The organism is Rhodoferax sp. XS2R6 (assembly GCF_056521365.1).
In genome coordinates, this window is sequence record NZ_JBWMAY010000007.1 from 21,108 (window position 1) to 47,484 (window position 26,377).

27 protein-coding genes and 1 riboswitch are annotated in these 26,377 nt (G+C 63.5%); of the genes, 7 read left to right on the forward strand and 20 right to left on the reverse strand.

Annotated features, from left to right (window positions below; genetic code table 11):
* Position 1: 1 nt before the first annotated feature.
* The 8 genes from AC097A_RS18235 to AC097A_RS18270 form a co-directional block, all read right to left on the reverse strand.
* Positions 2–598 carry a chalcone isomerase family protein gene (locus AC097A_RS18235; RefSeq protein WP_479621932.1) on the reverse strand — a complete coding sequence of 199 codons (597 nt, stop codon included), beginning with the start codon at positions 596–598 and terminating at the stop codon, positions 2–4.
* A complete protein-coding gene (locus tag AC097A_RS18240; RefSeq protein ID WP_105260290.1) occupies positions 595–2,667 on the reverse strand; it encodes a putative bifunctional diguanylate cyclase/phosphodiesterase in 2,073 nt (690 codons plus the stop codon). The genes AC097A_RS18235 and AC097A_RS18240 overlap by 4 nt, the downstream gene beginning before the upstream one ends.
* Positions 2,668–2,708: 41 nt before the next feature.
* Positions 2,709–3,551 carry an alpha/beta hydrolase gene (locus AC097A_RS18245; protein WP_105260289.1) on the reverse strand — a complete coding sequence of 281 codons (843 nt, stop codon included), beginning with the start codon at positions 3,549–3,551 and terminating at the stop codon, positions 2,709–2,711.
* A 15-nt stretch (positions 3,552–3,566) separates the two neighbouring features.
* Positions 3,567–5,027, reverse strand: coding sequence for a M20/M25/M40 family metallo-hydrolase (locus tag AC097A_RS18250; protein WP_479621933.1), 1,461 nt, complete (start codon positions 5,025–5,027; stop codon positions 3,567–3,569).
* Positions 5,028–5,103: 76 nt separating this feature from the next.
* The gene (otnI, locus tag AC097A_RS18255) at positions 5,104–5,931 is read right to left on the reverse strand and encodes a 2-oxo-tetronate isomerase (protein WP_479621934.1); all 828 of its coding nucleotides are present in this window, start codon (positions 5,929–5,931) and stop codon (positions 5,104–5,106) included.
* Between the two features lie 26 nt (positions 5,932–5,957).
* Positions 5,958–6,539, reverse strand: coding sequence for a methionine biosynthesis protein MetW (metW, locus tag AC097A_RS18260; protein ID WP_479621935.1), 582 nt, complete (start codon positions 6,537–6,539; stop codon positions 5,958–5,960).
* Complete coding sequence (gene metX, locus AC097A_RS18265; RefSeq protein ID WP_479621936.1) at positions 6,536–7,768, reverse strand: homoserine O-succinyltransferase MetX; 1,233 nt, start codon at positions 7,766–7,768, stop codon at positions 6,536–6,538. The genes metW and metX overlap by 4 nt, the downstream gene beginning before the upstream one ends.
* A gap of 140 nt (positions 7,769–7,908) precedes the next feature.
* Positions 7,909–8,466 (reverse strand): TMEM165/GDT1 family protein, encoded by a 558-nt coding sequence (locus tag AC097A_RS18270; protein WP_479621937.1) that lies wholly within the window; start codon positions 8,464–8,466, stop codon positions 7,909–7,911.
* Positions 8,467–8,469: 3 nt separating this feature from the next.
* A riboswitch (yybP-ykoY riboswitch) is annotated at positions 8,470–8,663 on the reverse strand.
* Between the two features lie 129 nt (positions 8,664–8,792).
* On the opposite strand from AC097A_RS18270, the gene AC097A_RS18275 reads away from it, so the two are divergent.
* Entirely contained in the window at positions 8,793–9,995 is a 1,203-nt protein-coding gene (locus AC097A_RS18275; RefSeq protein ID WP_479621938.1) for an ammonium transporter, read from the forward strand.
* 90 nt (positions 9,996–10,085) lie between these two features.
* Here AC097A_RS18275 and choX read toward each other — a convergent pair whose 3' ends face one another.
* Together choX and betC are read right to left on the reverse strand one after the other, a co-directional pair.
* A complete protein-coding gene (gene choX / locus AC097A_RS18280) occupies positions 10,086–11,036 on the reverse strand; it encodes a choline ABC transporter substrate-binding protein (RefSeq protein WP_479621939.1) in 951 nt (316 codons plus the stop codon).
* Between the two features lie 34 nt (positions 11,037–11,070).
* Positions 11,071–12,609 carry a choline-sulfatase gene (gene betC, locus AC097A_RS18285; protein WP_479621940.1) on the reverse strand — a complete coding sequence of 513 codons (1,539 nt, stop codon included), beginning with the start codon at positions 12,607–12,609 and terminating at the stop codon, positions 11,071–11,073.
* 105 nt (positions 12,610–12,714) lie between these two features.
* Between betC and AC097A_RS18290 the strand changes: the two genes are divergently transcribed.
* Positions 12,715–13,659, forward strand: coding sequence for a choline sulfate utilization transcriptional regulator (locus AC097A_RS18290; RefSeq protein ID WP_479621941.1), 945 nt, complete (start codon positions 12,715–12,717; stop codon positions 13,657–13,659).
* A gap of 40 nt (positions 13,660–13,699) precedes the next feature.
* On the opposite strand, the gene AC097A_RS18295 is transcribed toward AC097A_RS18290, so the two are convergent.
* Genes AC097A_RS18295 through AC097A_RS18315 form a run of 5 tightly spaced genes read right to left on the reverse strand, consistent with a single transcriptional unit; the run spans position 13,700 to position 18,335 of the window.
* On the reverse strand, positions 13,700–15,832 hold the full coding sequence (locus AC097A_RS18295) for a putative bifunctional diguanylate cyclase/phosphodiesterase (RefSeq protein ID WP_479621942.1): 2,133 nt from the start codon (positions 15,830–15,832) through the stop codon (positions 13,700–13,702).
* Between the two features lie 9 nt (positions 15,833–15,841).
* Positions 15,842–16,321, reverse strand: a complete 480-nt coding sequence (locus tag AC097A_RS18300; RefSeq protein ID WP_479621943.1) for a DoxX family protein — start codon at positions 16,319–16,321, stop codon at positions 15,842–15,844.
* A 39-nt stretch (positions 16,322–16,360) separates the two neighbouring features.
* Positions 16,361–17,131 (reverse strand): HvfC/BufC family peptide modification chaperone, encoded by a 771-nt coding sequence (locus AC097A_RS18305; protein ID WP_479621944.1) that lies wholly within the window; start codon positions 17,129–17,131, stop codon positions 16,361–16,363.
* Positions 17,128–18,054 carry an MNIO family bufferin maturase gene (bufB, locus tag AC097A_RS18310; RefSeq protein ID WP_479621945.1) on the reverse strand — a complete coding sequence of 309 codons (927 nt, stop codon included), beginning with the start codon at positions 18,052–18,054 and terminating at the stop codon, positions 17,128–17,130. Before bufB ends, AC097A_RS18305 begins: the two co-directional genes overlap by 4 nt.
* Positions 18,055–18,065: 11 nt before the next feature.
* Positions 18,066–18,335 (reverse strand): BufA1 family periplasmic bufferin-type metallophore, encoded by a 270-nt coding sequence (locus AC097A_RS18315; RefSeq protein ID WP_479621946.1) that lies wholly within the window; start codon positions 18,333–18,335, stop codon positions 18,066–18,068.
* Between the two features lie 207 nt (positions 18,336–18,542).
* On the opposite strand from AC097A_RS18315, the gene AC097A_RS18320 reads away from it, so the two are divergent.
* The 3 genes from AC097A_RS18320 to AC097A_RS18330 all read left to right on the forward strand — a co-directional run bounded on the left by AC097A_RS18320 (position 18,543) and on the right by AC097A_RS18330 (position 19,950).
* The gene (locus AC097A_RS18320) at positions 18,543–19,112 is read left to right on the forward strand and encodes a sigma-70 family RNA polymerase sigma factor (protein ID WP_479621947.1); all 570 of its coding nucleotides are present in this window, start codon (positions 18,543–18,545) and stop codon (positions 19,110–19,112) included.
* Positions 19,109–19,336 (forward strand): zf-HC2 domain-containing protein, encoded by a 228-nt coding sequence (locus AC097A_RS18325; RefSeq protein WP_479621948.1) that lies wholly within the window; start codon positions 19,109–19,111, stop codon positions 19,334–19,336. The genes AC097A_RS18320 and AC097A_RS18325 overlap by 4 nt, the downstream gene beginning before the upstream one ends.
* A 170-nt stretch (positions 19,337–19,506) precedes the next feature.
* Positions 19,507–19,950 (forward strand): RNA recognition motif domain-containing protein, encoded by a 444-nt coding sequence (locus AC097A_RS18330; protein ID WP_105260271.1) that lies wholly within the window; start codon positions 19,507–19,509, stop codon positions 19,948–19,950.
* Positions 19,951–20,023: 73 nt separating this feature from the next.
* Here AC097A_RS18330 and AC097A_RS18335 read toward each other — a convergent pair whose 3' ends face one another.
* The 4 genes from AC097A_RS18335 to AC097A_RS18350 are packed head-to-tail and all read right to left on the reverse strand — an operon-like array spanning position 20,024 to position 22,991.
* The gene (locus AC097A_RS18335; RefSeq protein WP_479621949.1) at positions 20,024–20,800 is read right to left on the reverse strand and encodes an SDR family oxidoreductase; all 777 of its coding nucleotides are present in this window, start codon (positions 20,798–20,800) and stop codon (positions 20,024–20,026) included.
* 27 nt (positions 20,801–20,827) lie between these two features.
* On the reverse strand, positions 20,828–21,442 hold the full coding sequence (gene lptC / locus AC097A_RS18340; RefSeq protein ID WP_105260269.1) for an LPS export ABC transporter periplasmic protein LptC: 615 nt from the start codon (positions 21,440–21,442) through the stop codon (positions 20,828–20,830).
* Positions 21,439–21,990, reverse strand: a complete 552-nt coding sequence (locus AC097A_RS18345; RefSeq protein ID WP_479621950.1) for a KdsC family phosphatase — start codon at positions 21,988–21,990, stop codon at positions 21,439–21,441. The genes lptC and AC097A_RS18345 overlap by 4 nt, the downstream gene beginning before the upstream one ends.
* Positions 21,990–22,991, reverse strand: a complete 1,002-nt coding sequence (locus AC097A_RS18350; RefSeq protein WP_479621951.1) for a KpsF/GutQ family sugar-phosphate isomerase — start codon at positions 22,989–22,991, stop codon at positions 21,990–21,992. The genes AC097A_RS18345 and AC097A_RS18350 overlap by 1 nt, the downstream gene beginning before the upstream one ends.
* 44 nt (positions 22,992–23,035) lie before the next feature.
* Here AC097A_RS18350 and AC097A_RS18355 point away from each other — a divergent pair, with 44 nt between their 5' ends.
* Positions 23,036–25,021 carry a monovalent cation:proton antiporter-2 (CPA2) family protein gene (locus AC097A_RS18355; protein ID WP_479621952.1) on the forward strand — a complete coding sequence of 662 codons (1,986 nt, stop codon included), beginning with the start codon at positions 23,036–23,038 and terminating at the stop codon, positions 25,019–25,021.
* A gap of 65 nt (positions 25,022–25,086) precedes the next feature.
* Positions 25,087–25,641 carry an adenine phosphoribosyltransferase gene (locus AC097A_RS18360; protein ID WP_094476681.1) on the forward strand — a complete coding sequence of 185 codons (555 nt, stop codon included), beginning with the start codon at positions 25,087–25,089 and terminating at the stop codon, positions 25,639–25,641.
* 16 nt (positions 25,642–25,657) lie between these two features.
* Here AC097A_RS18360 and AC097A_RS18365 read toward each other — a convergent pair whose 3' ends face one another.
* Positions 25,658–26,371: a hypothetical protein gene (locus AC097A_RS18365; RefSeq protein ID WP_105260265.1), complete on the reverse strand. Its 714-nt coding sequence runs from the start codon at positions 26,369–26,371 to the stop codon at positions 25,658–25,660.
* Positions 26,372–26,377: the final 6 nt, after the last annotated feature.

Here is a 26,377-nt window from a genome sequence, read left to right on the forward strand (position 1 = left end):
CTTACTGGCCTAACAAAGCATCTTTGAGTTTGAAATCGGCGGGCGCCGGGCCGACCCAGATCTTAAGCACCATGTTGAAGAACTCGGTATCTCCCACGGGGGCGCCTTGGGGCTGGCCCTGGATGTAAAACGTGGTGCCCTTGCCCGGCACGTATTCCATGGCAAAGGTGTCGCCGCTCACCAACTTGGGTTTGCCGGAAAAAATCTCGATCAGGCGGGTGCTGGACGCCGTGTGTTTTTGCACCAGCTCCGGCGATGAATTGCTGTTCAGGCCCTTGATAAAGGCCAAGCCCAGATCGGTGCCTGGCACATCGCGCAGCGCCACAAAATTCAGGCGTTTGGGGCCTGGCAAAGCCAGCAGCGCCTCGGGCGTGGCCACCTTGCTAGGGGTGTAGATCGCCATGTCATAGACCTTAAAAATGGCCTTGTAACGCGTGCCCATGCCGTTGAGCGACAGTGAAGTGCCCTGCACCACCTGGGTAGGTGCAAAGGTGCTGGTGACCGTGGTGGCGGCCTGCACTTGCAATGCCGTGCAAGCGCAGAACAGGGTGCCAATCAGCAGGGTGTGCCGTAATTGGCTGGGAAGGGGTTTCATCATGCAGTCTCCTTGTTATGGCGTGCTGCCATCCACACCTCCAGGGCGTCCACCGCCAGCGGTCGCGCGATGTAATACCCCTGCAGGGTGTGGCAGCCACTCTCCCGTAAAAATGCTTGTTGTTCGACCGTCTCCACGCCTTCGGCCACCACATTGAGGCCCAGCGCATTGGCCAGCCCCACGACACCGCGCACGATGGCGCGTGAGTCGCTGTCCACGTCCGCATCGTTGACAAACGAGCGGTCGATCTTGAGTTGGTTGGGCCGCAGGCGCTTGAGGTAGGCGAGCGAGGAATAACCGGTACCGAAATCATCGATGGCAATCCCGACACCGAGCTGACGCAGGCGCTCGATGATGCGCTGGCTGGTTTCGGTCTCGGCCATCAGCACACTTTCGGTGATCTCGATCTCCAGCTCATTGGGCGCAATACCGCTGGCGGCCAGTGCGGCCTGCAGGCTGTCGAGCAGGCGGTGGTCGCGGAACTCCAGGGCCGAGACGTTGACCGCCATATTGCCGACGTGGATGCCGCGCGCCTTCCAGTCCGCCAGTTGGCGGCAGGCCTCGCGCAGGGTCCACACCCCCATCTCGGCAATCTTGCCGGACTCTTCGGCCAGGCCAATGAATTGCCCAGGCAGCAGCAGGCCCCGCGTCGGGTGTTGCCAGCGCACCAACGCTTCTACAGCCACCAGGCGGCCGGTCATGGCGTCCACCTGGGGCTGGTAGTGCAGGACCAGCTCGCCATGCGCGATGGCGTGGGCCAGCTGTTGCTCCAGCTCCAGGCTGGCCTGCAGGCGGAAGTTGAGTTCGGAATGGAAGAAGCTGTAGCGCGCGCGGCCCAGGGTCTTGGCCTGGTAGACCGCAATGTCGGCGTGCTTGACCAGGGTTTCAAAGTCCTGCGCGTCTTCGGGGAACAGCGCAATGCCGATGCTGGCGGACACCCGCACCGTGGTGTTGGCCAGCTGCACGGGCTCTTCCACCACGCGCAAGATGCGCTCGGCCATTTCGCCCAGCGACTCCCAGTGGTCGATGTCGCTCACCATCACCAAAAACTCGTCACCGCTCTGGCGGCACACCACGTCCACCTCGCGCAGCGTGTCGCGCAGGCGGCGCGCCACCTCGATCAACAACTCGTCGCCAGCGGCATGGCCCATGGAGTCGTTAACCGCCTTGAAGCGGTCCAGGTCGATAAAAAAGATGCCGAACTGCTGCTGGCTGCGGTGGGCCTGCAGCATCTCGCGCTGCACCAGGTCAATGAACAACGCGCGGTTGGGCAGGCCGGTGAGCTGGTCGTAGAACGCCATTTGCTGGAGCTGGGCGTTTTTGGTGCCCAGCTGGCCAAACAGGGTGCGCAGCTCTTCCTGCACGCGGCCCAAGTGGCGGCCCAGCAGGCCCAGTTCATCCTGGCGGCGCCAGACAAAACGGGCCCGGTCCACGGTGCTGTCCTGTCCATGGTCCAGCAGGGCCGAGGCCTGCTCCTTGAGCCGCTCAATCGGGCGCAGCACGCGCGAGACCAGCACCGGCATCAGCACCGCCAAAATGGCCAGCACCTGCAGCGCCACCAGCGACAACATCTGGCTGCGTCGTGCCTGCAACAGGCCCTGGCCGTAGGTGGCGTCAAACCACACCACCAACGTGCCCAGCACCTCGCCCGAACGCACCACGGTCTGGGTGCGCCGTGTGAGGCTGCCGGCGGCGGTTTCGGTGGCCAGGGTCTTGCCGTAATCGGGCCGCACCCGCTCCAGTTCGGGGGTGTTGGCCAGGCCGTCTTCGATGCGCACCGCCACCACCTGCGGGCTCTCCAGCAAGCGCACGGCCGCAGCGTCCAGCGCCACCCGGTCCACCACCCACATGGGTTCGGCAATCGACACGCTGCCGATCTTCATGAGCGCGGTTTCGCTCTGGGCCAGCAAGGCCTTCTGGGATTTCTCCGCCAACTCCTGCTCCAGCGTCAGCAGCAGCAGGGCCGGCAGGGTCACACCCACCACCACCACCACCATCATGGTGTAACGCAAAGGCAAACCGGCACGCCAACGGGCACGCAGACTGGAGAAGCTCAGGGGGAAACGGTTCATAGGGGCGTGTGGCACTCAGATAAGCACAGGCAGTGCCAGGCTCAAAACCGCTGGTCCAGCCATTGGCGCAGGGCTGCAAATACAGGCGCCGCGTCCAGCTCGTTGAAGATCTCGTGGTAGAGGCCTTCAAAACAGTGCGTGGTCACCAGCGCCTGGGGCGCCGCGGCGGCAAAGTCGCGGCTGCCTTGTGGCTGGACCAGGCGGTCGTCCCCCGCATACATCAGCAGCGTGGGCACCTTCCATTGGGGTGCCAGGGCCACGGTGGCCGGGCCGGCCGTGGCAATAAACCGGGCCAGGCGTGCGGAGATCCGGTCGTGCACCAGCTTGTCGGACTGGTAGGCGGCCACCACGGCCGGGTCGTGTGAGATGTAACTGGCGTTGAGGCCATTGCCCACGCGCAGGTTGGGGAACAACTTGGGCAACACTGCCACCAGCAGCTTCTGGAACGCGCTAAGCCCCGGGTTCAGCGCGGGCGAGGACATCACCAGCGCATCCACCGGGCGCATGCCCAGCGACACAAAACGCCCCGCTACCAGGCCGCCCATGCTGTGGCCCAACACAATCAACGGCGTACCTTTGTCCATGCGGGCGCGGGTGCTGTCCACAATATCGGCCAGGTCGTCCAGCAGGCGGGTGTCATTGGGCAGGCTGCCGGGTGCGCCACCCGACTCACCATGGCCGCACTGGTCGTAACCGCGCACGGCAAAGCCCCAGGCATTGAGCTGGTGCGCCACGTGGTCGTAACGGCCAGCATGCTCGCCCAGGCCGTGCACAAGAATGACCACGCCGCGCAGGCGCACGCCAGACTCCAGCGGCCAGTCCTGGATGACCACGTTATCGCCATCGCTGGCCACGAAGGTAGTGAGGGTGGTGTCAGCGCACATACAGGGGTCCGTGGTTCAGGGGAAACGGGAAATCACCTGGGCCACGGCCGCGGTGAGCTTCTTGGCATAAGGAACATGCAAAAACTCGTTGGGCCCATGGGCATTGCTCTTGGGGCCCAACACGCCGCAGACCATCATCTGCGCCTTGGGGAAACCCTTGGACAGCATGTTCATGAGAGGAATGGTGCCGCCCTGTCCGATGTGGCCGCAGGACGCACCAAAGTGGGCTTGGGAAGCTTCGTTGAGCGCGGCCTCGAACCAGGGTGCGGTGTCAGGCGCATTCCAGCCGGTGGCGCTGGACAGACCTTCAAAGGTGACTTTGGCCTGGTAAGGCGCGTTGTCTTCGAGCAGGGTTTTGAGCTCCTGCACGGCGCTGGCAGCTTCCACCAAGGGGGGCAGGCGCAGGCTGAGTTTGAAGGCGGTGTAAGGACGCAGCACATTGCCGGCGTTCTTGAGCTCCGGAAAACCATCGGCACCGGTCACGCTCAGTGTGGGTTGCCAGGTGCGCTTGAGCAGGGCTTCCAACGGGTCGGTGGTGGTGGGCAGGGCGAAGGTGGTGGCACCGCCGCAGTCGTAATGCGCCCAAGGGAAGCGCTTGAACAGCTCGTCGCCCAGAATGGCGGCGGTGGCCTGCGCCTGCTGCAAGCGCTCGCCCGGCACCTCGCAGTGGAAACTCTGTGGCAACAGGCGGCCGGTTTTGCTGTCTTCCAGCCGGTCCAGCACCTGGCGCATGATGCGAAAGCTCGACGGCACCAGGCCACTGGCGTCGCCCGAGTGGATCCCTTCGGTGAGGATCTCCACCTTGAGCACCCCACTGGCCATGCCACGCAGGCTGTTGGTGAGCCAGAGCTGGTCGTAGTTACCGGCACCCGAGTCCAGGCACACCACCAAGCCCACGTCGCCCAGGCGGGGCTTGAGGATGTCGATGTAGGGCAGCAGGTCGTACGAGCCGCTTTCCTCGCAGGTTTCAATCAAACCGACCACCCGCGGGTGCGCCACGTTCTGGCTCTTGAGGGCTTGCAGCGCAGCAATGGCGGCATAGGCGGCATACCCATCGTCGGCACCACCGCGGCCATACAACTTGCCGTCTTCGTATTTGGGGGTCCAGGGGCCCAGGTCCTTGCGCCAGCCGGAAAACTCGGGTTGTTTGTCCAGGTGGCCGTACATCAGCACGGTCTGGTTGGAAGTGCTTCCGCTGGCCGCCACTTCAAAAAACAGCACCGGGGTGCGGCCTTCCAGACGCACCACTTCGAGGGTGAGGCCGGGCACCTTCTGCGCCTCGATCCACTGGGCGGTGTTGCGCACCACCGTTTCCAGATACCCGCCGCTGGCCCAGTCGGCATCGAACATGGGGGACTTGGCGGGGATGCGGATGTAGTCCTCCAGGCGGTGAACAATGTCACGGTCCCAGGCTTGGCTGACTTGCTCCAGCGCTTGTGGCGCATTCAAGGCGGCGGACGGTACGCGGGCGTTCATGTCGAACTCCTGATGGGCAAAATTGGTAAAGCACCATCATGCCATGGGCGCGGCCCATTCCGGCTCTCACAAACCCTCAGGGCGGGACCGTTTTGCGCCAGCGCAAACCGGCACGGGTGGCGCCCGCCGCCGCCCCGCCGCGGGGCCGGTATTCACAGCCAACCCAGCCGGCGTAGCCCAGGCTGTCGACCAGCGCCAGCAGGTAGCCGTAGTTCAGCTCACCCCCATCCGGCTCCTGCCGCTCGGGCACACTGGCAATCTGAATATGGCCCACGGCGCCCGTGGGCAGGTACTGGCGCAGCTTGCTGGCCACATCGCCCTCCGTCACCTGGCAGTGGTACAGGTCCATCTGCACCTGCAGGTTGGCCACCGCCACCTCGGCCACGAGAGCATGCGCCTGGGCCTGGTGGCGCAAAAAATAACCCGGCATGTCGCGTGGGTTGATCGGTTCGATCAGCAGGGTGCAGCCCAGCGGCGCTGCCTGCTGCGCGGCCCAGCGCAGGTTGTGCACATAGCAGGCGTGCAGGGCCGCGACATCCGCCCCCTGCGGCACCAGCCCGGCCATCACATGGATGCGCGGGCATTGCAGGATCTGGGCATAACGCAAGGCCTCGGTAATCCCCGCGCGAAACTCCGCCTCGCGCCCCGGCAGGCCGGCCGTGCCGCGTTCACCGCGGTCCCAGGCGCTGGCCATGGTGACCAGGTCCGTGCCACCCGGCGGTGCGTTGAGCAGTACCTGCTGCAAGCCCGCCTGCTGCAGCGCGTACGCAATCTCGCCCGTTGTCCACGCATAGGGGAACAGAAACTCCACACCGGCAAAACCATCCTGGGCGGCTGCCGCAAAACGCTCCAAAAACGGCAGCTCGTTGTACAGAAAGCTCAGGTTGGCGGCAAAGCGGGGCATGGCAGGTCGTGGGTTCAGCGCAGCATTCAGCGGGCCAGCTTGTAGACCGAGGTACCGGCGCGCAGATTTGGCACAAAGCGCACGGTGCGTCCATCTTGCAAACCAAAGCTATCAAGCACCCGCAGGCCATTGCGCTGCGCCAGCAGGGCCAGATCGGCATGGGTGCCGACGCGGATATTGGGCGTGTCGTACCACTGGTAGGGCAGGCGCTTGGTCACCGGCATACGGCCCTGCAGAATGCTCAGGCGGTTGGGCCAGTGTGCAAAGTTGGGGAAAGCCACAATACCCACGCGGCCCACACGCGCCGTTTCCTTGAGCATGGTCTCGGCATTGCGCAAGTGCTGCAGCGTGTCGATCTGCAGCACAACATCAAAGCTGGCGTCGCCAAAGACGGTGAGCCCCTGGTCCAGGTTGAGCTGCAGCACATTCACGCCGCGCTGCACGCAGGCCAGCACATTGGCATCGTCCAACTCCACGCCGTAACCCGTACAGCCGCGTTCGCGTTGCAGGTGGTCCAGCAGGGCGCCGTCGCCACAGCCCAGGTCGAGCACGCGAGAGCCTTCAGGCACCAGACTGGCAATCGCGTGCAGGGTGTTCAGGTCGGTCATGCTGAGAGTGCCCCCACACTTGTCGCTGCGCGTACTGCGCTGCCCCCCAAGGGGGCGCTTTCCGCCTTGGGGCGGCCCGGCGGCGGAAATACCTCTGTTTCTTGTGCAACGCTATCAAAGTAGGAGCGCATCACGCCCACGTAACGGGCGTCATCGAGCAAAAAGGCATCATGTCCGTGAGGCGCGTCGATCTCGGCGTAACTCACGTCGCGCTGGTTGTCGAGGAGGGCCTTGACCACCTCGCGGCTGCGCTTGGGGCTGAAGCGCCAGTCGGTGGTAAAACTCACCAGCAGGAATTTGCAGGTGGCGCGAGCCAGGGCTTGACTCAGGTCACCGCCAAAGGGTTTGGCCGGGTCGAAGTAGTCCAGCGCGCGCGTGATCAGCAGGTAGGTGTTGGCGTCAAAGTATTCGGCAAACTTGTCGCCCTGGTAACGCAGGTAACTCTCGATCTGGAACTCCACCTCCTGGGTCGAATACCGGTAGCCGCTGGCGCTGCCCAGCACCGCCTCCTTGAGCTCACGGCCGAACTTCTCGTTCATCACGTCATCACTCAGGTAGGTGATGTGGCCAATCATGCGGGCGATGCGCAGGCCGCGCTTGGGGATGACGCCGTGTTCGTAGAAGTGACCGCCGTGGAAGTCCGGGTCGGTCACGATGGCGCGGCGTGCCACTTCGTTAAAGGCAATGTTCTCGGCCGTGAGGTTGGGCGCACTGGCCACCACCACGGCGTGGCGCATGCGGTCCGGGTACTGCAGCGTCCAGCTCAGCGCCTGCATTCCACCCAGGCTGCCACCCAACACAGCGGCCAAGGTCTGGATGCCCAAGGCATCCAGCAGGCGGGCCTGGGCGTTGACCCAGTCTTCGACCGTGACCACCGGAAAATCGGCGCCATAGACCTTGCCCGTATCGGGGTGGGTGTGCATGGGGCCGGTGGAGCCGAAGCAGGAGCCCAGATTGTTCACGCCAATGACAAAAAACTTGTTGGTGTCCACCGACTTGCCCGGGCCAATCATGTTGTCCCACCAGCCTTCGGACTTGTCCTGACCCGCGTACACGCCCGCCACGTGGTGCGAGGCATTGAGCGCGTGGCACACCAGCACGGCGTTGGACTTGTCGGCATTGAGCGTGCCGTAGGTCTCGTAACTCAACGAATACCCATGGATGGACGCGCCGCTTTGCAACTGCAAAGGCGCGTCGAAGGTCATGGACAGGGGCGTGGCGATCAGCATAAAAAACAAAACCCGGCAACGCTAAACGCGGGCCGGGTTGCAATGCCAAAAGGCGGGTCCGTGTTTAGCTGTATTTATTAAGCGCCCGCAAGCTGGAGCAAATTGGCGCTGTGAGCGGAAAGTATACCAAGCAGGCCTTTTCAGGCCAGCAGGGCGTATAGACCCAAGCCCGCAAAAATCAGCGCCGAGACCAGATGCACCACACGCAGCGGCACCAGCCGTGTCATCCGTTCGCCCAGCCAGACCACGGGCGCATTGGCCAGCATCATGCCCAGCGTGGTCCCGGCCACCACCCAGAAGTAGGCGTTGTACTGCGCGGCCAGCATGACCGTGGCGATCTGCGTTTTGTCGCCCATTTCGGCCAGAAAGAAAGCGACGACGGTGGTGCCGAATACGCCCCAGCGCGGCTGCGCGTCGGTCTCCTCGTCGTCCAGCTTGTCCGGGATCAACATCCACACCGCCATGGCAATAAAAGAGGCACCCAGAATCCAACGCAGGGTGGTGGGGCCGATGACCGTGGTGACCCAGGCGCCCAGCGCGCCAGCCATGGCGTGGTTGGCCACGGTGGCCACCAAGATGCCCCAGACGATAGGCCAGGGTTTGCGAAAACGCGCGGCCAGGACGAGCGCGAGCAGCTGGGTTTTGTCGCCCATTTCTGCGAGCGCAACGATACCGGTGGAGAGGAGAAAAGCTTCCATGACGAGATCCATGGCCGGGGACCTACCAATGACTGCACGACACCCCCGGCCGAAATCAGAGGCGTGCAGTCAAAGGTCTCGCCAAAACCCGCGTGACGGGCTCTGCTTGCGCCATGGGTGCCGTTGCCGACACCACAAGTCTGTTGACGCAAGCCCCTCTCAATAAAGAAGGGCGGCTACTCCCCAATGACAGTCTGCATTGTAGCCGCCCGCCTTGCAGGCCATGCCAGCCCCAATCTGGCGCACTTTTTGCTTGATTTTGGTGCATAACGCAAATTTCATTGAGATTTGCACCAATAAGCAGCATTTCAATTCAAGAGGAACTTATGGAAGCACTCAAACAGGGCGCGGATGCCTTGTTCATCCTGCTCGGCGCCATCATGGTGTTGGCCATGCACGCCGGTTTTGCCTTTCTGGAACTGGGCACGGTACGCCGCAAAAACCAGGTCAACGCGCTGGTGAAGATCCTGGTGGACTTCTCGGTGTCCACCGTCGTCTACTTTGCGGTGGGCTACGGTGTGGCTTATGGCACGCATTTTTTCATCAGCGCCGAACAGCTGGCGGCCCAAAACGGCTATGCGCTGGTGAAGTTCTTCTTCCTGCTGACCTTTGCGGCCGCCATCCCCGCCATCATCTCGGGCGGCATTGCCGAGCGCGCCAAGTTCTGGCCGCAGTTGATTGCCACGGCGGTCATCGTCGGCGTGGTCTACCCCTTCTTTGAGGGCATTGCCTGGAACCAGCACTTTGGCGTGCAGGCCTGGATCAAGGGCCTGACCGGCGCAGAGTTCCACGACTTTGCCGGCAGCGTGGTGGTACACGCCGTGGGCGGCTGGATCGCGTTGGGCGCGGTGCTGCTGCTGGGCGCACGCAGCAACCGCTACCGCAAAGACGGCGCGATCTCGGCGCATCCACCGTCCAGCATTCCGTTCCTGGCCTTGGGCGCGTGGATTCTGATCGTGGGTTGGTTCGGCTTCAACGTGATGAGTGCACAGATGCTGGACAAGATGTCTGGCCTGGTGGCGGTGAACTCGCTCATGGCCATGGCGGGCGGCACGCTGGTGGCCCTGCTGATGGGCAAAAACGACCCCGGCTTTGTGCACAACGGCCCCTTGGCCGGGCTGGTGGCGGTATGCGCCGGCTCCGACCTGATGCACCCCCTAGGCGCGCTCGTGGTGGGCGGTGTGGCTGGCGCCATTTTTGTGGTGATGTTCACGCTGACACAGAACAAATGGAAGATCGACGACGTGCTGGGCGTCTGGCCGCTGCACGGCCTGTGTGGCACCTGGGGCGGTATTGCGGCCGGCATCTTCGGCAGCACCACCTTGGGCGGTTTGGGCGGGGTGAGCTTCGCCGCCCAACTCATCGGCACCGCCATGGGCGTGGCCTGGGCGGCCGCCGCAGGTTTTGTGGTCTACGGCCTGCTCAAAGCCACCATGGGCCTGCGCATGAGCCAGGAAGAGGAATACGACGGCGCCGACCTCTCCATTCACAAAATCAGCGCCAGCCCCGAGCGGGAAGCTAACTGGTAAACCGCAACGCCAGCAAGCAGCTATGATTTTCATAGCTGCTTGCGCATATAAAACGGGCGCTAGCGCCCGTTTTTACATTCAAATACCGCCTTAATTCAGTGCCAGCACTTTCTTCACCGCCACCAGCCCGTCTTCACCGCTGAAGGTTTTGACACCGGCCAACCAGGCATCCAGTACCTTGGGGTTGGCCTTGAGCTGTTTGGCAGCGGCCGCTTTGGCGTCCACCTTGGTATCCAGCACCTCGGAGATGGCTTTGTTCTCCAGGTCCACCGTGAATTCCATTTGCGCAAACAGGCGGCCCACGTTGGGGCACTGGGTGGCGTAGCCCTTGCGGGACACGGTGTTCACCGTGGCGCTGCCGTAGTTGGGGCCAAAGTAGTCCTTGTCGCCATCCAGGTAGCTGATGCGGAACTTGGTGTTCATCTGGTGCGGCTCCCAAGCCAGAAAGACGATCCAGTCTTTGCCTTTCTCTTTGCGGGCCACCTGGCTCAGCATGCTTTGCTCGCTGGACTCCACCAGCGACCAACCCTCCAGACCATAACTCTTGGCGTCGATCATCTTTTTGATGTTCTGGTTGGCGGGCGAGCCGGACTCGATGCCATAAATCTTCTTGTCAAACTTGTCGGCAAACTTGGCCAGGTCGGCAAAGGTTTTCACCCCCGCGTCTGCCACATAGCCGGGCACCGCCAACGTGAACTTGGCGCCCGGCAGGTTGGCGCGCACCACTTCCAGTGCGCCTTCTTTCACCAGGGGCTCCACCAGCGCTTTTTGCGCGGGCATCCAGTTGCCCAAAAACACATCGACCTGCTCTTTTTTCACCCCCACATAGGTGATGGGCACGCTCAGCGAGGCCACTTTTTGTTCGTAGCCCAGGGCGCTGAGCACCACGCCGGCAAAGGCGTTGGTGGCGGTGATGTCAGTCCAGCCCGGATCGGCCATGCGGACCTGGCGGCAGGACTCGGGCTCGGCGGCCTGCGCCTGGCCGGCGAACAGGCCCAGTGCCGCAGCAAAGGACGCAATAACAAAGCGATAACTTCCCATGGTGAACTCCTGAAAGGTGAGGTGAAACAGTGGCTTAAACAGTGACTTGGGCAGAACGGACAATCGGAAAACGGGCACGCGCCTCCAGCGTGTCGAGGGCTATGTGGTTGCGCATATAGCGCTGGCTGGCGGGCTGAAAGGGCTGGTGGTCCCAGGGCTGGGCGGCGCCCTGGCTTTGGGCCGCGTAGTGGAAACGGCGGCGCTTTTGGCTGGCGATCACCTGGGCGGTGAGCGTGGGCATGTCCCAGCGCTGCGCCACCTCGGCGCGCAAGGCCTGCACCGTGGCCGCGTGGGCCGGGTCGGCGGCCAGGTTGTGCAGCTCCCGCGGGTCGGCGGCCAGGTCATACAACTGGTCGGGGTCCACCGGGGTGTGTACGAACTTGAGGTGGCCGCGGCGCAGCATCACCAGCGGGGCAATCGCCCCTTCACCCAAAAACTCACCGATCACCTCGTCATGCCCACCGCTGCCCGTCAGGTGCGGCCACAGGCTGCGGCCGTCCAGCGGCTCGGGCAAGGCGGGCGCGGCCCCGTCAAACGCCAGATCCACCAGCGTGGGCAGGATGTCTACCAGTGACACATTGGCGGCAACGCGCGCCGCCTTGAAACGCTGGGGCGCGTGCACGATCAACGGGATGCGGCTGGCGTGCTCAAAGTAGTTCATCTTGTACCAAAGGCCGCGCTCGCCCAGCATGTCGCCATGGTCGGACAGCACCACGATGATGGTGTTGTCGGCCTGGCCGGTCTGCTCCAGTGTTTTGAGGATGCGGCCCATCTGGTCATCCACATAGGACACCGCGCCGTAGTAAGCGTGGCGGGCGTTGCGCACTTGGTCGTCGCTCACCGGGGTGCGGTCCATGTCGCTCACATGGCGCAGGCGCTGGGTGTGGGGGTCGCGCGGCACCATGTCGTCGCGCACCTGGGGCATGTCGATGTCTTCATGGCGGTAGCGGTCCCAGTAGTCGCGGGGGATGGCATAGGGATCGTGCGGGTGGGTCATGGAGACCACCATGCAGAAGGGACGCGTGTCCTCATCACGAGCCATATCAAACAGCTTTTGCTGCGCGAGGAAGACCACCTCGTCGTCAAAGTCCAGCTGGTTGGTGCGCACGCACAGGCCGGCGTCCAGCACCGAACCCATGTTGTGGTACCAGCTGGGGCGCACCTCGGGCTGCTCCCAGTCCGGCGTCCAGCCGAAATCGGCGGGGTAGATGTCGGTGGTCAGCCGCTCCTCGAACCCGTGGGTCTGGTCGGCACCGCAAAAATGCATCTTGCCGGACAGCACCGTGCGGTAACCCGCGTGGCGCAGGTGGTGGGCAAAGGTCAGCACCTCGGACGGCAACTCGGCCGCGTTGTCATAGGCGCCGATGCTGGATGGCAACTTGCCGGACAAGAACACATAGCGCGAGGGTGCGCACAAAGGGCTGTTGGTGTAGGCCGACTCAAACACCACGCCGGCCGCGGCCAGCGCGTCGATGGTGGGCGTCTTGCTCACGGTGTTGCCGTAGGTGGCCAGGGCTGACGCCGTCAGCTGGTCGGCCATGAGGAGGAGGATGTTGGGTGGGCGCACGTTCAAAGTACCGGTGTAAACATAAAGGCGGGTTATGCAATGGATTCAGTCTAGGCACGCAAAACCTGCGCGTGAAGACATCCATTACTTATGGCGGCATAAACTGTGCTTATGCAAGACATGCGCCGCCTCCCCCCTTTGCAAAGCCTGGTGTTTTTTGAAGCCGCGGTGCGCCACCTGAGCTTTACCGCTGCGGCCCAGGAGCTGGGCACCAGCCAACCGGCGGTGAGCCAGCGCATCGGCCTGCTGGAAGACGACCTGGGCGTGCCCCTGTTCAAGCGGGAGCACCGGGGCGTGTCGCTCACGCCCGAGGGCTTGCAGCTGGTGACCGCGGTGCGCGAGAGCCTGAGCAGCATTGGCGAGGTGGCCACCAAAATCCGGGCGCGGCGCGAGCGCCAGGTGCTGACCGTGGCCACCGACTTCGGCTTTGCCACCTATTGGCTGATGCCGCGCCTGGCCGCACTGCGCGAGCTGGTGCCGGAGCTGGATGTGCGCATCGTCACCAGCCAGAACCAGTTCGACATCCGCGGTGAACCGGTGGACATGGCAGTGGCATTTGGCGACGGGCATTGGCCCGGCTGCAGCGCCACCCCCTTGCTCCCCGAAATCGTGGTACCGGTGTGCAGCCCGACTTTTTATGCCCAGCAGCGCCTGAGCGGCCAGGCAGCCGACCTGCGCACGCTGCCGCTGCTGCACCTGGAGAGTGCCGAACCCCAGCGCTGGCTGCTGTGGGAGGGCTGGTTTGCCGCCCATGGCCTGCGCAGTGCGGGCGCCGGGCACGACCTCACGCTCAACAACTACCCGCTGGTCATCCAGGCGGCCATGGCCGGGCAGGGCGTGGCGCTGGGCTGGGCCCCGCTGGTGGATGAGCTGGTGCGCAGCGGGCAACTGGTGGCCGCGGTGGCCGCACCGCAGCGCACGGCGCGCGGCTACTTTCTGGTGGAGCCCAACACCCGGCGCAACAGCGAAGCGCTGCACCGCTTTCGCCGCTGGATGGTGCAGGAATGCGCGCAGGCGCTGCAAGCCAGTCCGTTCAAGCCCCCGTCAGATTTATAGCCAAACAAGCACTTGGTGCTTATGGAATATGCGCGAGCAGCTATGTATTTGATAGCAACCAGGTTTCCATCACATCGCCATGCAGGGGTTTGCTGCCCAGGTAGCCCTGCATGACATCACACCCCAGGCTGATGAGCATGTCGCGCTCGGCGGTGGTTTCCACACCTTCGGCGGTGACCACCAGATCCAGACCGTGGCCCATCTCAATCATGGCCTTGACCAGCCGCTGGCTGGCGGGTGCCGCGTCAATGCCATCGACAAAACTGCGGTCGATTTTGAGCTCACTCACCGGCATCTTCTGCAGGTAGGCCAGCGAGGAGTAGCCGGTGCCAAAGTCATCAATAGACAGCGGCATGCCAACCGCGCGCAGGGCGTGCAGAAGGGCCAGGCTTTTCACGGCGTCTTGCATCACCCCGCTCTCGGTCACCTCCAGGCGCAGGCGTTGTGGATCGACTCCGCTGGCAGCCACCTTGGCGGCCACACGCAGCGCAAAACCCGGGTCTTGCAGGTCACGCGTGCTCAGGTTGACGGCGATGCTGAGCTGGGGGTAGGTGCTGGCCCAGCGCTGCAAGGTGTGCAGGGCCTGGTCCAGCATCCAGTCGGTCACCATGGTGATGTACCCGGTCTGCTCGGCAAACGGCACAAATTCAGCCGGCGACACAAAACCACGCTGCGGGTGCACCCAGCGCACCAAGGCCTCGGCCCCCACAGGCTGGCCGGTCTGCAACGACAGCTTGGGTTGCAGCCACATTTGCAGCTGCGACTGGGCCACCGCCGTGCGCAGGTCCGACACCAGGCTCAGGTGGTCCAGGCGCGCGGCCTCCTGGGCGGCGCTGTACCAGGTGTGGTCCAGCGCGGCGCGTTTGGCGCTGTGCAGCGCCACCTCGGCATTGCGCAGCAGGGCATTGGCGGCCACAGCATCCTGCGTTTCGGCACCGGCCAAGCCACACGCAATCGCCAGGTCCACGCTGTGACCGCTGCAGGCCACCGACTGCGCCATGGCCGCACTGAGTGCCAGGCGCAGTTGCTCCACTTCGTGGCGGCTGGCCGCCCGCACGGCCATGGCAAAACTGCCGCCCGCCAGGCGCGCCACCACGCCATGCGGCCCCACCCAACCGCGGGCCATGGCGGTCTGCAACACAGCCTGGCTGCGCGTGGCCAGCTCTTTGATCAGGGTGTCGCCGGTGGCAAAACCCAGGGTTTCGTTGATCGCCTTGAGCCGGGCCAAATCGATCAGCAACAGCGCGTTGTAGCCTTCCGGCACGGGGTGTTGTGGGTAGAGCAGTGCGGTGCGGTTGGGCAGGCCGGTAAGGCTGTCCTGGTAGGCCAGCCGCACGATTTGCTGCTCGCGCTGCGCCACTGCATCGGCCATGGTGTTGAGCGCCTGGCCCACGCGGTCTACCTCCTGGGTACCCGTATCCGGCATGCGGTGGCGGTAGTCACCTTGGGCAATTTGCAAGGCCGCGGTCTCCAGCCGGGCCAAAGGCGCCACCACACTGCGGGTGGTGCGCCAGGCCACCACCGCGGCCAGCGCAACACCCAGCAACGATGCGGCACCAACCCACAGGGCCACGCGCTCAAACAGCGATTGAGCCGCCACCAGTTGCTCTTCGACCCGCTGGCGCTCACGCTGCAACAGGGCGCCCGATTCACGCAGCATCGCGTTCAGGGCCGGGTTCACCTGGTCGTTGAGGGCCCGCGCGGCGGCGGGCAGGTTGTCGGCTTCAATCTCGTCCACCGTAGCAATAAACGCCTCGGCATACGTGGTGCGGGCCTCCACCAGGCGGCGCAGGGTGGCTTCCTGTTCGACATCCTTCAGCCCTTCGGACAGCGATTCGATGATGCCGTCCAGCGTGCGGTTGCGCGCATCCACATCGGTGTACTCTTTGACACGGTCTTCGCGCGGGGCATGCACCAGGCGCACTAGGGCGCTGCCCACACCCTCGGTTTGCAGCGTCAGGGCCTGCACCCGCAGCAGGCGCTGCATGTCACCCGTGGCAAAGCGCTGGGTGAGGTCTGACATCAAGCGCAGTTGCCAGCCCGACTGCACCAGCGCCAGCAGCACCAGCCCCACTAACACCCCCAGCCCCAGCGTGAGCCGCCACGCAATGCGCGTGGGCCACAGCCCCCGGCGCGTGGCGGGTGCAGGCGGCGGCAAGGGAGCGGTGGGCATGGCGCGAGCTTACGCTGCGCGAAGCACCCAACGCCGCAACACCGGCCCCAGCGACCAGGGGCCGCAGCCATACAGCGCCAAGGCGGCCAACAACACGCCCCAGGTGATGTGCTGCTGCAGCGCCGCCGGGGCAATCTCGGCCAGCGCCAGCACCGCCACTCCATTCACCACGCTCAGGCCCAGCGCCGCAAAACGCCCGGCCAGGCCCAGCACCAGCAACACGGGCAAAACCAGCTCACCCGCTGTGCCGAGCGCAGCAGCCACCGCGGGCGAGAGCAGGGGCACGTGGTATTCGTCGGCAAACAGGGCCAGGGTGATGTCCCAGTCACGCAGCTTGGTCAGGCCCGAAAGGAAAAACACCTGCGCCACATACAGCCGCGCCAGCAGGGCGGCCAGGGGCTGCAGGGTGTTAAGGCTGCGCTCCAGACGGTCCCACAGCGCCACAGCGCGGGTGGTCCAGGAGGCACTGGGGGTTTGCAAAGAGGGCATGGCGGTAGGCGTCATCGCAGTGTGGCGGGGGTGGAAGAATCAGGGGGCGTGGACGGCCAACAGCAGTCCACTTTGCACGGCGTCGGTGAGCCAGCCGTTGATGTCGAGTTGCGGGGCAGCGTCAAGAGCGAGCCCCAAAGCATGGCCCTGCAGCAGGGTGGATACGAACACCACCTCCCCGGGTACCGCCTGCCGCAGGCGCGGGCGGTAGCCCTGGCGCCAGACCACCACATCCTCGGCCTGGCCTGCGCGCAAGCGGGTGGCGGCCTCGGCCAGCGTCACGCCTGTCTGCAAATGCGCCTGCACCAGACTGGCCGTGGGCCAAGGGCTGCACACCACGGTGGTGCCGGGGGCCAGTTGCAGCCGCAGGGTGTCCAGATTGTGGCTGCCCAGCAGGGCCAGGGTGGCGGGTTGCAATTCGGCATCGGCCGCACTGGCACAGGTGTGCAACGCCCACTCCACCCGCGCCACATTGGCCAGGTAAGGCTCGTCGGCCAGCTGCGGGCTGGTGGCCACAAAGTCGGCCAGCGTGTCGCCCCATTGCGCCACATCACCACGCTGCGGGGGGCATGCGTGCCACAGCGCACGTGCCAGGGCGGCAAAACTATCACCGCCCAGCATCTGGGCCAGCACCGGGTAGGCCGCCAGCAGCGCGCGCCCGGCCAGGGCGTGGCCATTGGACTGGTAAGCTTTTAGACCTCTAGCCCCCATGGAATCTGCGCGAATAGCTATGCTTTTTATAGCATCTTCTGTGGCAGGTAAAAACAGGCTTTCCAGCAATTGTTGTTGCTGCAGTGCCAAGGCACTCATACCAAGGCCTCCGCAGCGCCGCGCACAGCCTGGCCTGCATGGCGGGCGGTGTCGGCCTCCTCCAGCAACACGTCCAGCGCCGGCACCTCGGTGTCCCACTCCACCAACGTGGCCACGGGGCCAAAACGTTGCAAGGCATGCCGGTGCAGCGCCCACACCGCGGGGCTGACCCGGCTGCCGTGGTCATCAATCACGATCTCGCCATGCGCATCGGCCACATGGCAGTGGCCCGCCACATGCAGCTCGCCTACGGCATCGGGCGGAATGGCGTCCAGCCAATCGCGGCAGGCCTGCAGCGGATCGGCAAGTTGGCCCGCCAGTTCGGCGTTGCGCGCATTCACATAAATGTTGTTCACATCCACCAGCAGCAGGCAGCCCGTGCGCCGGGCCAGAGTGGTCAAAAAATCAGTCTCCGACCAGTCGTGGGCGTCTGGGCTGTTCCAGCGCACATAGGCCGACAGGTTTTCCACCATGAAGCGGCGCTGCAACCGGTCTTGGACCTGCTGCACATGGCGGCACAACACGTCCAGCGCCTCGTCAGAAAACGGGATGGGCAACAGGTCTGCGCCGTGCACGGTCTGCGCCCCCAGGGTGCCACGCGCAAAACAGGCGTGGTCGCTCACCCGCACAGGGTCCACCCGCTGCACCAGATGGGCCAGCTGGTCCAGGTGCCAGGGGTCCAGCCCCACCGCCGAGCCCAGCGACAGCCCCACGCCGTGCAGGCTGATGGGGTAGTGCGCCCTGGCCTGCATCAGCACGGCCAGCGCAGCACCACCGCTGCCAAAAAAATTCTCGGAGTGGACTTCCAGAAAATCCAGTGCGGGCTGCCGCTCCAGCAGCTCCGCGTAATGGGGATGCCGCCACCCGATGCCGACCTGGCCGCAGGGCGCGGGCACAGGCACATCGGGGTGGGTGGCGGTCATGGGCAAGGCAATCAGCTCTTCATCTTCTTGGCATCGTCCATAGACAGGCCCTTCATGTCCTTGCAGGTGCCTTTGGCAACGTACTTCCATTCACCCTTGTCCATGTCCACCTTGGACTGGCCGGCACAGGAGTGGCTGCCAGAGAGGTTGGCACAGTCGTTTTGTCCGGCCTTGGCAATACCAAAACATTTTTCTTTCTCTTGGGCGGCCACAGGGGCAGAGGCCAGGGCCAAGGTCATCAGGCTGGCAGCGGTGGCGGCAATCAGGGCACGTTGGTTCATGAGAAAACTCCTAGGTTGGAAAGAGAAACAACCAGATAGGCTTGGCACGGAATTGCGCCAGAACGCTGGTTGAGGGTTAGTCCGGCAGGGTTGGCATTTCTTACAGTACCCCCGCTTGATAACACGCGCACACGGGTTTTCCCTTGGCTGCAAACGTGGTGCCACCGCGCAACCGTACACTGCAACCACACCAACCCGCAAACCCCCATGCCCAGTTTTGAACAGCAGGTCGCCGACCTCCGTGATTACCTCCTCAAGTTTGCACGCCTGCAATTGCGCAACGAGGCCTGGGCCGAAGACGCCGTGTCCGAGACCGTGTTGGCCGCGATCGCCAAGCCCCAGGCGTTTGACAGCCGCTCCCAGCTCAAGACCTGGCTGGTGGGCATCCTCAAACACAAGATCATTGACGCCCTGCGCCACCACCGCCGGGAAGCCACCACGCTGGATACCGATCCCGACCACCAAACCGATCCGCTGGACCTGATGGCGTTCCAAGCCGACGGCCACTTCAGCCAAATGCCCTCCGAGTGGGGCAACCCGGAGCAGGACGCAAGCCGCCGCCAGTTTTTCGAGATTCTGGAGGCTTGCACCAGCAAGTTGCCGGCGGTTCAGGGGCGGCTGTTCCTGATGCGCGAGTGGCTGGAGCTGTCCAGCGAGGAAATTTGTAAGGAGCTGCAGCTCACGCCGACCAACCTCTACGTACAGCTGCACCGCGCTCGCCTGCGTTTGCGCGAGTGTCTGGAGATGCACTGGTTTGCAAAGGCCGTTCAACCATGATGCCATTCCGAAGGACCTGCCGAGAAGCGGCCGCCCTGCTCGTCGCCCGGGAAGACCGCCCACTGGGCACGGCCGACCGCATTGCGCTGCGCTTGCACCTGCTCGCCTGCGCAGCCTGCCCCCGGTTCGAGCGCCAAATGCTCACCATGCGCAACAGCATGCAACAGTGGCGCCACTACGCCGAGGAAGAACCGGATTCCGCCACAAACCCCGTAGAAAAATAAAAATTAGGTGGCTTTTAAAAACTAGCGCATAATGGTCTTGCATTGCCCAGAGTACGGGTGTGCAAGTTTGCGGTGTTTAGTCAGTTTCGCGTCTGCTTTAAGTCTTCACTGGTTTGTTGATTGCGGTTAAGGACTCCATCGCGTTTTGAGTTATTTTGAGGAGTCCCTCCATGGGCAACAAACTTTACGTAGGCAACCTGCCTTATTCTTTCCGTGACGAAGACCTGCAACAAGCGTTTGCGGCACACGGTTCCGTTTCCAGCGCCAAAGTCATGATGGAACGCGACACCGGTCGCTCCAAAGGCTTCGGTTTTGTGGAAATGGGCAGCGATGCTGAAGCACAAACCGCGATCAACGCCATGAACGGTCAACAGTTCGGTGGCCGCGGTCTGGTGGTGAACGAAGCCCGTCCCATGGAACCACGTCCTCCCCGTTCCGGCGGCTTCGGCGGCGGTGCTGGCGGTGGCGGCGGCTTCGGTGGCGGCGGCCGTTCCGGTGGTGGCGGCTACGGCGGCGGCGGTGACCGCTCCGGTGGCGGCGGCTACGGTGGTGGCGGTGGCCGCTCCGGTGGCGGCGGCGGTGGTGGTTACGGCGGTGGTCGTAGCAGCTACTAAGCAGCACACAGCAAGTACTTGTACTTCGCAAAAAAGGGACCTTCGGGTCCCTTTTGCATTGGAGAGGCTGCGTTTAAGCCTCGTCTTGCCGGCGCTTGCGCGGACGCCCTGCCAACACCTTGTCAAACAAGGCATTGGGCAACATACGCAAGGCCTTGGCCACCCACCCCATCTGCCACGGAATGACACGGTAAGTGGCACCCTGCGCAACCGCGTCAAATGCGCGATCAGCAAACGCAGCAGGCTGCATTAGGAACGGCATGCCATAGCGGTTCTGGCGCGTCAGTGGCGTGTCAATGTAGCCCGGGCACAGCGTGACAACCTTGACACCACTGCTGCGCAACTCACCGCGCAAAGATTCGCAGTAGTTGATCACAGCCGCCTTGCTCGCACAGTAAGCGCCATGGCCTGGCAGCCCGCGAATGCCGGCGACACTACCAATGCCCACCAAAGCCCCACTGCCCCGCTGCTCCATGGCACGCACAAAGGGGTGGAAGGTGGCCGCCAGCCCCACGTTGTTGGTGCTGAAGGTACGCACCATCACGTCCAGATCACTGCGCACCCCGGTATCCATGCCCACGCTGATGCCCGCATTGGCAATCACCACATCGGGCACCCCCAGCTCTGCCAAACAGGCTTGGCCGGCGCCCACAATGCTGTCGATGTCCGACACGTCGGCGCGGTACACACGGTAGCGGACCGCATCCAGCGCCTGGCTCTGGACCCAGGCCTGGATCTCTTCGGTACGGCGGGCCACCAAAGCCAGCGTGTAGCCGGCTTGGTAATAACGCCAGGCCAGGGCTTGGCCAATGCCGCTGGAGGCACCTGTAATAAAAATCAAAGCGGCCATCAGTTGCTCCAGAGCGTGGGTATGGGTTTAGCGGGACTCTGGTACCAAGGTGCCACGCACACGTCCGCGCAGTTGCATCACTTGGTCCACATTGTCAAATTCCATGGCATCGGCCGTGAAACGGTCTTTGCCGCGGGTGAGCTCCACGGGCTGGTGGGACTTGACCATTTCGGTGTCCATGAACGCATGCAAAAACTCACCGCGGTATTCCATGCGCGGCGTCGCCTTGCCAGCCGCAGTGTTGTCCGCTTCGCGCACCACCACGGCCTTGCCCATGAGCTGGACTTCCGAGCCACTGTCATTGGTCAGCCCGCGCAGTGCACTGGCCGTGGTAAGGCGACCCTGGGCATCAAAGGAGCGGATGCGGATGCTGTCGATTTCGATCCATTTCGTGTCGGGGTAATGGCGCGCCACGTCCCCTTGCACCTCGGAACGCATACGCCCCGTCGCATCGTAGGTCTTGATGGAAAAGCCATGCATGAAATAGTCGGGTTCGTGCCCACGGACACGTTCCGCCTGGGCGACTTCAGGCACAGGGGTGCTGCGCACCAGCCAGTAAGTACCCAGCGCCAGCGTCCCCATCACCATCAGGGGCAGGTAGAGCAGAAAACGCTCCCAGGCTTCGTACAGAAAGTTTTTCACTGGATGTAGGTTCCGAGCAGGTCGGCATACCGCCCACTGGCCACCAGCAACAAGTCACACAACTCACGCACTGCACCGTGACCGCCGGGTACACGGGTCACGTACTGGGCGGCACCCAGCACCTCCACATGGGCGTTGGCCGGTGCACAGGCCAGTGCGGCACGCCGCATAACGGGCAGATCGGGCCAGTCATCCCCCATGGCAGCCGCTTGCGACCAATCCAGGCCCAGTGCCTTCAGGGTCTGCTCTGCCGCCGGCCGTTTGTCTTCGGTGCCAAAGTGCGCGTGCGCCACACCCAGCGCCTGCAAGCGGACCCGCAGGGCTTGCGAATCACGTCCGGTGATGATGACGGGGGTGATACCCGCTTTTTGCAGCAGCTTCAGGCCATGGCCGTCCAGGGTGTTGAAGCGCTTGAGGGTTTCACCGGATTCGGAGAACAGCAGGCCGCCATCGGTCAAGACGCCATCCACATCAAAAAACACCACCTGGATGCCTTGGGCGCGGAGCAAAAGATCGGGCGCAAACTGGATATGAGGGAGAGCCGCCATCAGATAACTTTCGCGCGCATGAGGTCGTTGCTATTCAGTGCGCCACACAAGGCCCCCTGGGCATCCACCACCAACACGCTGGTGATGCGTTTGGCCTCCATCACATCTGCCGCATCCACCGCCAGCGCATCCATATGGATCGTGTGGGGGCGCGGGTGCATCAGGTCGCGGGCGGTCTTCGCGCGCAAATCTACGCCTTGCTCCAACATGCGGCGCAAATCACCATCCGTAAAGATGCCCAGCACCGATCCATCGACCTCAACCACGGCAGTAGCACCCAGGCCTTTGGCGCTCATTTCCCGCATCAGCTCGCTAAACGTGGCCGTGGGCAGCACTTTGGGTACAGCGTCCCCGGAGCGCATCACGTCGCTCACATGCGTCAACAACTTGCGCCCCAGCGCCCCCCCAGGGTGGGAGCGTGCAAAGTCTTCTGCGCGAAATCCCCGCGCGTCCAACAAGGCAACCGCCAGCGCATCACCCATCGCCAACTGGGCCGTGGTACTAGCGGTCGGCGCCAGGTTGAGCGGGCAGGCTTCTTTGGACACACCGGTATCAATCCACAGGTCTGCGTAACGCGCCATCATGGACTCGGGCTTGCTGGTCATCGCCACCAAGGGCGCGCCGAGTCGCTTGAGAACCGGCAGGATGGCCGCCATCTCCTGGGACTCGCCACTGTTGGAAATCATCAGCACGAGATCGATCGCGGTCACCATGCCAAGATCACCGTGGCTGGCTTCGGCCGGGTGCACAAACAGCGCAGGCGTACCGGTGGAGGCCAGTGTGGCCGCAATCTTGCGACCCACATGGCCGCTCTTGCCCATGCCCATCACCACCACACGACCCTGGATGGCAAGAATGCGCTCCACGGTCTGGGCAAAACTTTCCCCCACACGGTCCTTGAGGCCCAAAACGGCCGCGGCCTCGATGTCAAACGTTTCTTTGGCCAGAGCCAAAGCCCGGTCGGCGCGCGAAGACTCGCCGCTTGCTGCATGTGCTGTCATGCGCGCATTTTATAGACGCGCATGTCTCTTGCTAGTATCGCGCCATGACTGGATTGGAAATCACCCTGCTTTACCTGCTGGCGGCCGTGCTGGGGGTGGTGGTGTGCCGTTCGCTCAAGTTGCCCCCCATGCTGGGATACCTGGCGGTAGGCGTGGTGATTGGGCCCAATGCACTGGCGCTCTCGCAAAACTCCGACGGTGTGCGCCACCTGGGCGAGTTTGGCGTGGTGTTCCTGATGTTTGTGATTGGCCTCGAGTTCAACCTGCCACGGCTGCGTGCCATGCGCAAACACGTGTTCGGGCTGGGGCTGTTGCAAGTAGCGGTCACCATTTGCTTGGCCACCGCTGCCACCTTGGGCATGGCAACCTTGTTCCCACGCATCTGGAACATGGAGTGGCAGGCCGCACTGGCGCTCTCCTGCGCCCTGGCCATGAGCAGCACCGCCATTGTGGTGAAGCTGATGGTGGAACGGCTGGAGCTGGACTCCGAGCATGGCAAACGCGTCATGGGGGTGTTGCTGTTCCAGGATTTGGCGGTGGTGCCATTGCTGGTGCTGATTCCCGCCTTGGGCGCCTCTGGCGAACAACTGTTTGAGGCACTCTCACTCGCCGCATTGAAGGCGGTAGTACTGGTCACGGTGCTGCTGGTTGGTGGACAGCACTTGATGCGGCGTTGGCTGACCCTGGTGGCGCGCCGCAAAAGTGACGAGCTGTTTGTACTGAACCTGTTGTTCATCACCTTGGGCCTGGCCTGGTTGACCGAACTGGCGGGGCTGAGCTTGGCACTGGGCGCCTTCATTGCCGGCATGCTGATTTCGGAAACCGAATACAAACACCAGGTGGAAACCGACATTCGTCCCTTCCACGATGTGCTGTTGGGGCTGTTTTTCATCTCCATCGGCATGCTGCTGGACTGGCGTCTGGTGTTGGAGCGCTGGCCCTTGGTCTTGCTGCTGGTGGTTCTGCCCATCGTGTTCAAAGCCGCGCTGGTCACCGGCCTGGCCAAGGTGTTAGGGGCCTCATCGGGCGTGGGCCTGCGCACCGGCCTGTACCTGGCCCAGGCGGGTGAGTTCGGCTTTGTGCTGCTGACCCTGGCGCAAAAAAACTCCCTGGTGCCACCTGCTTTGCTGAACCCGATTTTGGCCAGCATGGTGCTGTCGATGCTGGCCACGCCCTTTATCGTGATGTACAGCAACCGCATCGTGATGAAACTGGTGAGCAGCGAGTGGCTGTTGCAGTCACTGCAGATGACCACCATCGCGCGCAAGTCCATCAGCGCCAACCAGCACGTCATCATTTGCGGGTTTGGCCGCTGCGGACAAAACCTGGCGCGCATGCTGGAGAACGAAGGTATTCCCTACATGGCACTGGACCTGGACCCGGACCGGGTGCGCCAGGCCGCCGCGGCCGGGCACTCGGTGGTGTTTGGTGATGCCGCCCGCCTGCAGGCCCTGATGGCGGCCGGACTGGCCCGCGCCAGTGCCGTAGTGATTACGTATCTGGGCGAAGGCGCTGCCCTGAAGGTACTGAGCAACACCCATGCCCATGCGCCCCAGGTGCCGGTCATTGTGCGCACCCAGGACGACCATGCCTTGGACAAGCTACGCGCCGCCGGGGCCACGGAGGTGGTACCCGAAGCGATTGAGGGCTCGCTGATGCTGGCCAGCCACGCACTGGCCCTGGTAGGTGTGCCCATGCGGCGTGTGATTCGCATCGTGCAAGACCAGCGCGATGCCCGTTACAACCTTTTGCGCGGTTTCTTCCACGGTGCTGACGATGACTCCGTGGACGAGTTGCAACAGGAACGCCTGGTCACCGTGAACCTGCCCCTGGGTGCCAAGGCCTCGGGCAAACCCTTGTCCCACTTTGATCTGGAGGCGCTGGACATTCGGGTGCTGAGCCTGCGCCGCAGCAATGGCGCCAGCTCCCGCGCCGAAGCCCACACCACGCTGGAGGGCGGCGACACCTTGGTGCTGTCCGGCAAGGCCGGGGCACTGGCCATGGCCGAGCAGAAGCTGCTTAAAGGTTAGTCCCTGCGCTGCACCGTTGGGGGCACAATAGCGCCTGCCTTCATTTCTGCACCTGCCCCGTTTCTATGCAACACCTCAGCGTCAACCAATACCTTCGGGACAATATTCGCACCGTGCCCGACTGGCCTGCGCCAGGGGTGCAGTTCCGTGACATCACCCCGCTGTTGCAAGACGCCAAGGTCTTCCGGGTGTTGATCGATGCCTTTGTGCACCGCTACATGGACCCGAGCATGCGGCCCGATGTGGTGGCCGGGCTCGATGCCCGTGGCTTCATCCTGGGCGCCGTGGTGGCCTACGAATTGAACATTGGCTTTGTCCCAATCCGCAAGAAAGGCAAGCTGCCATTCACCACCGTGGAAGAGACCTATGAACTGGAGTACGGCAGCGCCACCGTGGAGCTGCACACCGATGCCGTCAAGGCGGGGGACCGTGTCCTGCTGATTGATGACCTGATCGCTACCGGCGGCACGATGATGGCGGGCAAAAAGCTTCTGGAGCGCCTGGGCGCCCATGTGATGGAAGGTGCCGCCATTGTTGACCTGCCCGAGTTGGGCGGTTCCGACCGGTTGCGTGAATCCGGTCTGCCCTTGTTCACCCTGGTCGATTTTGCGGGCCACTAAGGCCCGCTGAGGCCGCTCAGTTCAGGTCGCCGTACTGGGTACCACTCAGCGGCGAATTGCGGTCATCCAATTCCGTGTCCTGAAAACTGGGGGGTGCCGGATTGCGGCGTCCGGAACGCACAATTTCTCCGGGTGCCGACAAGGCGGTGGGCGAAGGGATGGCCGCCAGGGCCTGCTTGAACGCCGCCACTTCGTCCGCCTGCAAAGGCTCATACCGCGGGGCTACAGGTGCCACCGCCACAGCAGCCACAGGGACGGCCACTACCGGCGCTGCGCTGGCACTGCGTGCCAGACCCGCCGTCACGTGTTCGTTAACACGCCAGTACACCGCTGTAACCAGAATGTCGTGCCGGGACTTGGCCACCTTGGCGATGTGACTCTCCATGTCTGCCAAGCGCTGGGGGTCTCCCACGTTCTGGCGCGCCATGTCCATCATGATCAGGTACTGCCGGCCCCGGGAATCGAGGGATAACACCTTGAATTTGTAGCTGGTAGACAGCAGGCCAGCGCGGGTCATGGACTCGCGCACCACCGCATACAGCAGCTCGCGGCGCTCCAAGCGTTCATTTTTCCGGTTGGCAGCACTGCCCGGCACAGAATTCGGCCCCTTGGAACGTGACTTGCCACTGTGGTTAAAGGGCAAGGTGGCATCGATATGGCCCAGGCCAGAGCTTTCTGCAGCAGGCGGCGGGACCTGCGTTTTTTTGGAGAACCAACGGAACAGGGACATTGTTAT

Bases quoted from the DNA above. Each gene is read 5' to 3' on its own strand.
- AC097A_RS18235 (WP_479621932.1), bottom strand. From the start codon at position 598: ATGATGAAACCCCTTCCCAGCCAATTACGGCACACCCTGCTGATTGGC.
- AC097A_RS18240 (WP_105260290.1), bottom strand. From the start codon at position 2,667: ATGAACCGTTTCCCCCTGAGCTTCTCCAGTCTGCGTGCCCGTTGGCGT.
- AC097A_RS18245 (WP_105260289.1), bottom strand. From the start codon at position 3,551: ATGTGCGCTGACACCACCCTCACTACCTTCGTGGCCAGCGATGGCGAT.
- AC097A_RS18250 (WP_479621933.1), bottom strand. From the start codon at position 5,027: ATGAACGCCCGCGTACCGTCCGCCGCCTTGAATGCGCCACAAGCGCTG.
- otnI (WP_479621934.1), bottom strand. From the start codon at position 5,931: ATGCCCCGCTTTGCCGCCAACCTGAGCTTTCTGTACAACGAGCTGCCG.
- metW (WP_479621935.1), bottom strand. From the start codon at position 6,539: ATGACCGACCTGAACACCCTGCACGCGATTGCCAGTCTGGTGCCTGAA.
- metX (WP_479621936.1), bottom strand. From the start codon at position 7,768: ATGCTGATCGCCACGCCCCTGTCCATGACCTTCGACGCGCCTTTGCAG.
- AC097A_RS18270 (WP_479621937.1), bottom strand. From the start codon at position 8,466: ATGGAAGCTTTTCTCCTCTCCACCGGTATCGTTGCGCTCGCAGAAATG.
- AC097A_RS18275 (WP_479621938.1), top strand. From the start codon at position 8,793: ATGGAAGCACTCAAACAGGGCGCGGATGCCTTGTTCATCCTGCTCGGC.
- choX (WP_479621939.1), bottom strand. From the start codon at position 11,036: ATGGGAAGTTATCGCTTTGTTATTGCGTCCTTTGCTGCGGCACTGGGC.
- AC097A_RS18290 (WP_479621941.1), top strand. From the start codon at position 12,715: ATGCAAGACATGCGCCGCCTCCCCCCTTTGCAAAGCCTGGTGTTTTTT.
- AC097A_RS18295 (WP_479621942.1), bottom strand. From the start codon at position 15,832: ATGCCCACCGCTCCCTTGCCGCCGCCTGCACCCGCCACGCGCCGGGGG.
- AC097A_RS18300 (WP_479621943.1), bottom strand. From the start codon at position 16,321: ATGCCCTCTTTGCAAACCCCCAGTGCCTCCTGGACCACCCGCGCTGTG.
- AC097A_RS18305 (WP_479621944.1), bottom strand. From the start codon at position 17,131: ATGAGTGCCTTGGCACTGCAGCAACAACAATTGCTGGAAAGCCTGTTT.
- bufB (WP_479621945.1), bottom strand. From the start codon at position 18,054: ATGACCGCCACCCACCCCGATGTGCCTGTGCCCGCGCCCTGCGGCCAG.
- AC097A_RS18315 (WP_479621946.1), bottom strand. From the start codon at position 18,335: ATGAACCAACGTGCCCTGATTGCCGCCACCGCTGCCAGCCTGATGACC.
- AC097A_RS18320 (WP_479621947.1), top strand. From the start codon at position 18,543: ATGCCCAGTTTTGAACAGCAGGTCGCCGACCTCCGTGATTACCTCCTC.
- AC097A_RS18325 (WP_479621948.1), top strand. From the start codon at position 19,109: ATGATGCCATTCCGAAGGACCTGCCGAGAAGCGGCCGCCCTGCTCGTC.
- AC097A_RS18330 (WP_105260271.1), top strand. From the start codon at position 19,507: ATGGGCAACAAACTTTACGTAGGCAACCTGCCTTATTCTTTCCGTGAC.
- AC097A_RS18335 (WP_479621949.1), bottom strand. From the start codon at position 20,800: ATGGCCGCTTTGATTTTTATTACAGGTGCCTCCAGCGGCATTGGCCAA.
- AC097A_RS18345 (WP_479621950.1), bottom strand. From the start codon at position 21,990: ATGGCGGCTCTCCCTCATATCCAGTTTGCGCCCGATCTTTTGCTCCGC.
- AC097A_RS18350 (WP_479621951.1), bottom strand. From the start codon at position 22,991: ATGACAGCACATGCAGCAAGCGGCGAGTCTTCGCGCGCCGACCGGGCT.
- AC097A_RS18355 (WP_479621952.1), top strand. From the start codon at position 23,036: ATGACTGGATTGGAAATCACCCTGCTTTACCTGCTGGCGGCCGTGCTG.
- AC097A_RS18360 (WP_094476681.1), top strand. From the start codon at position 25,087: ATGCAACACCTCAGCGTCAACCAATACCTTCGGGACAATATTCGCACC.
- AC097A_RS18365 (WP_105260265.1), bottom strand. From the start codon at position 26,371: ATGTCCCTGTTCCGTTGGTTCTCCAAAAAAACGCAGGTCCCGCCGCCT.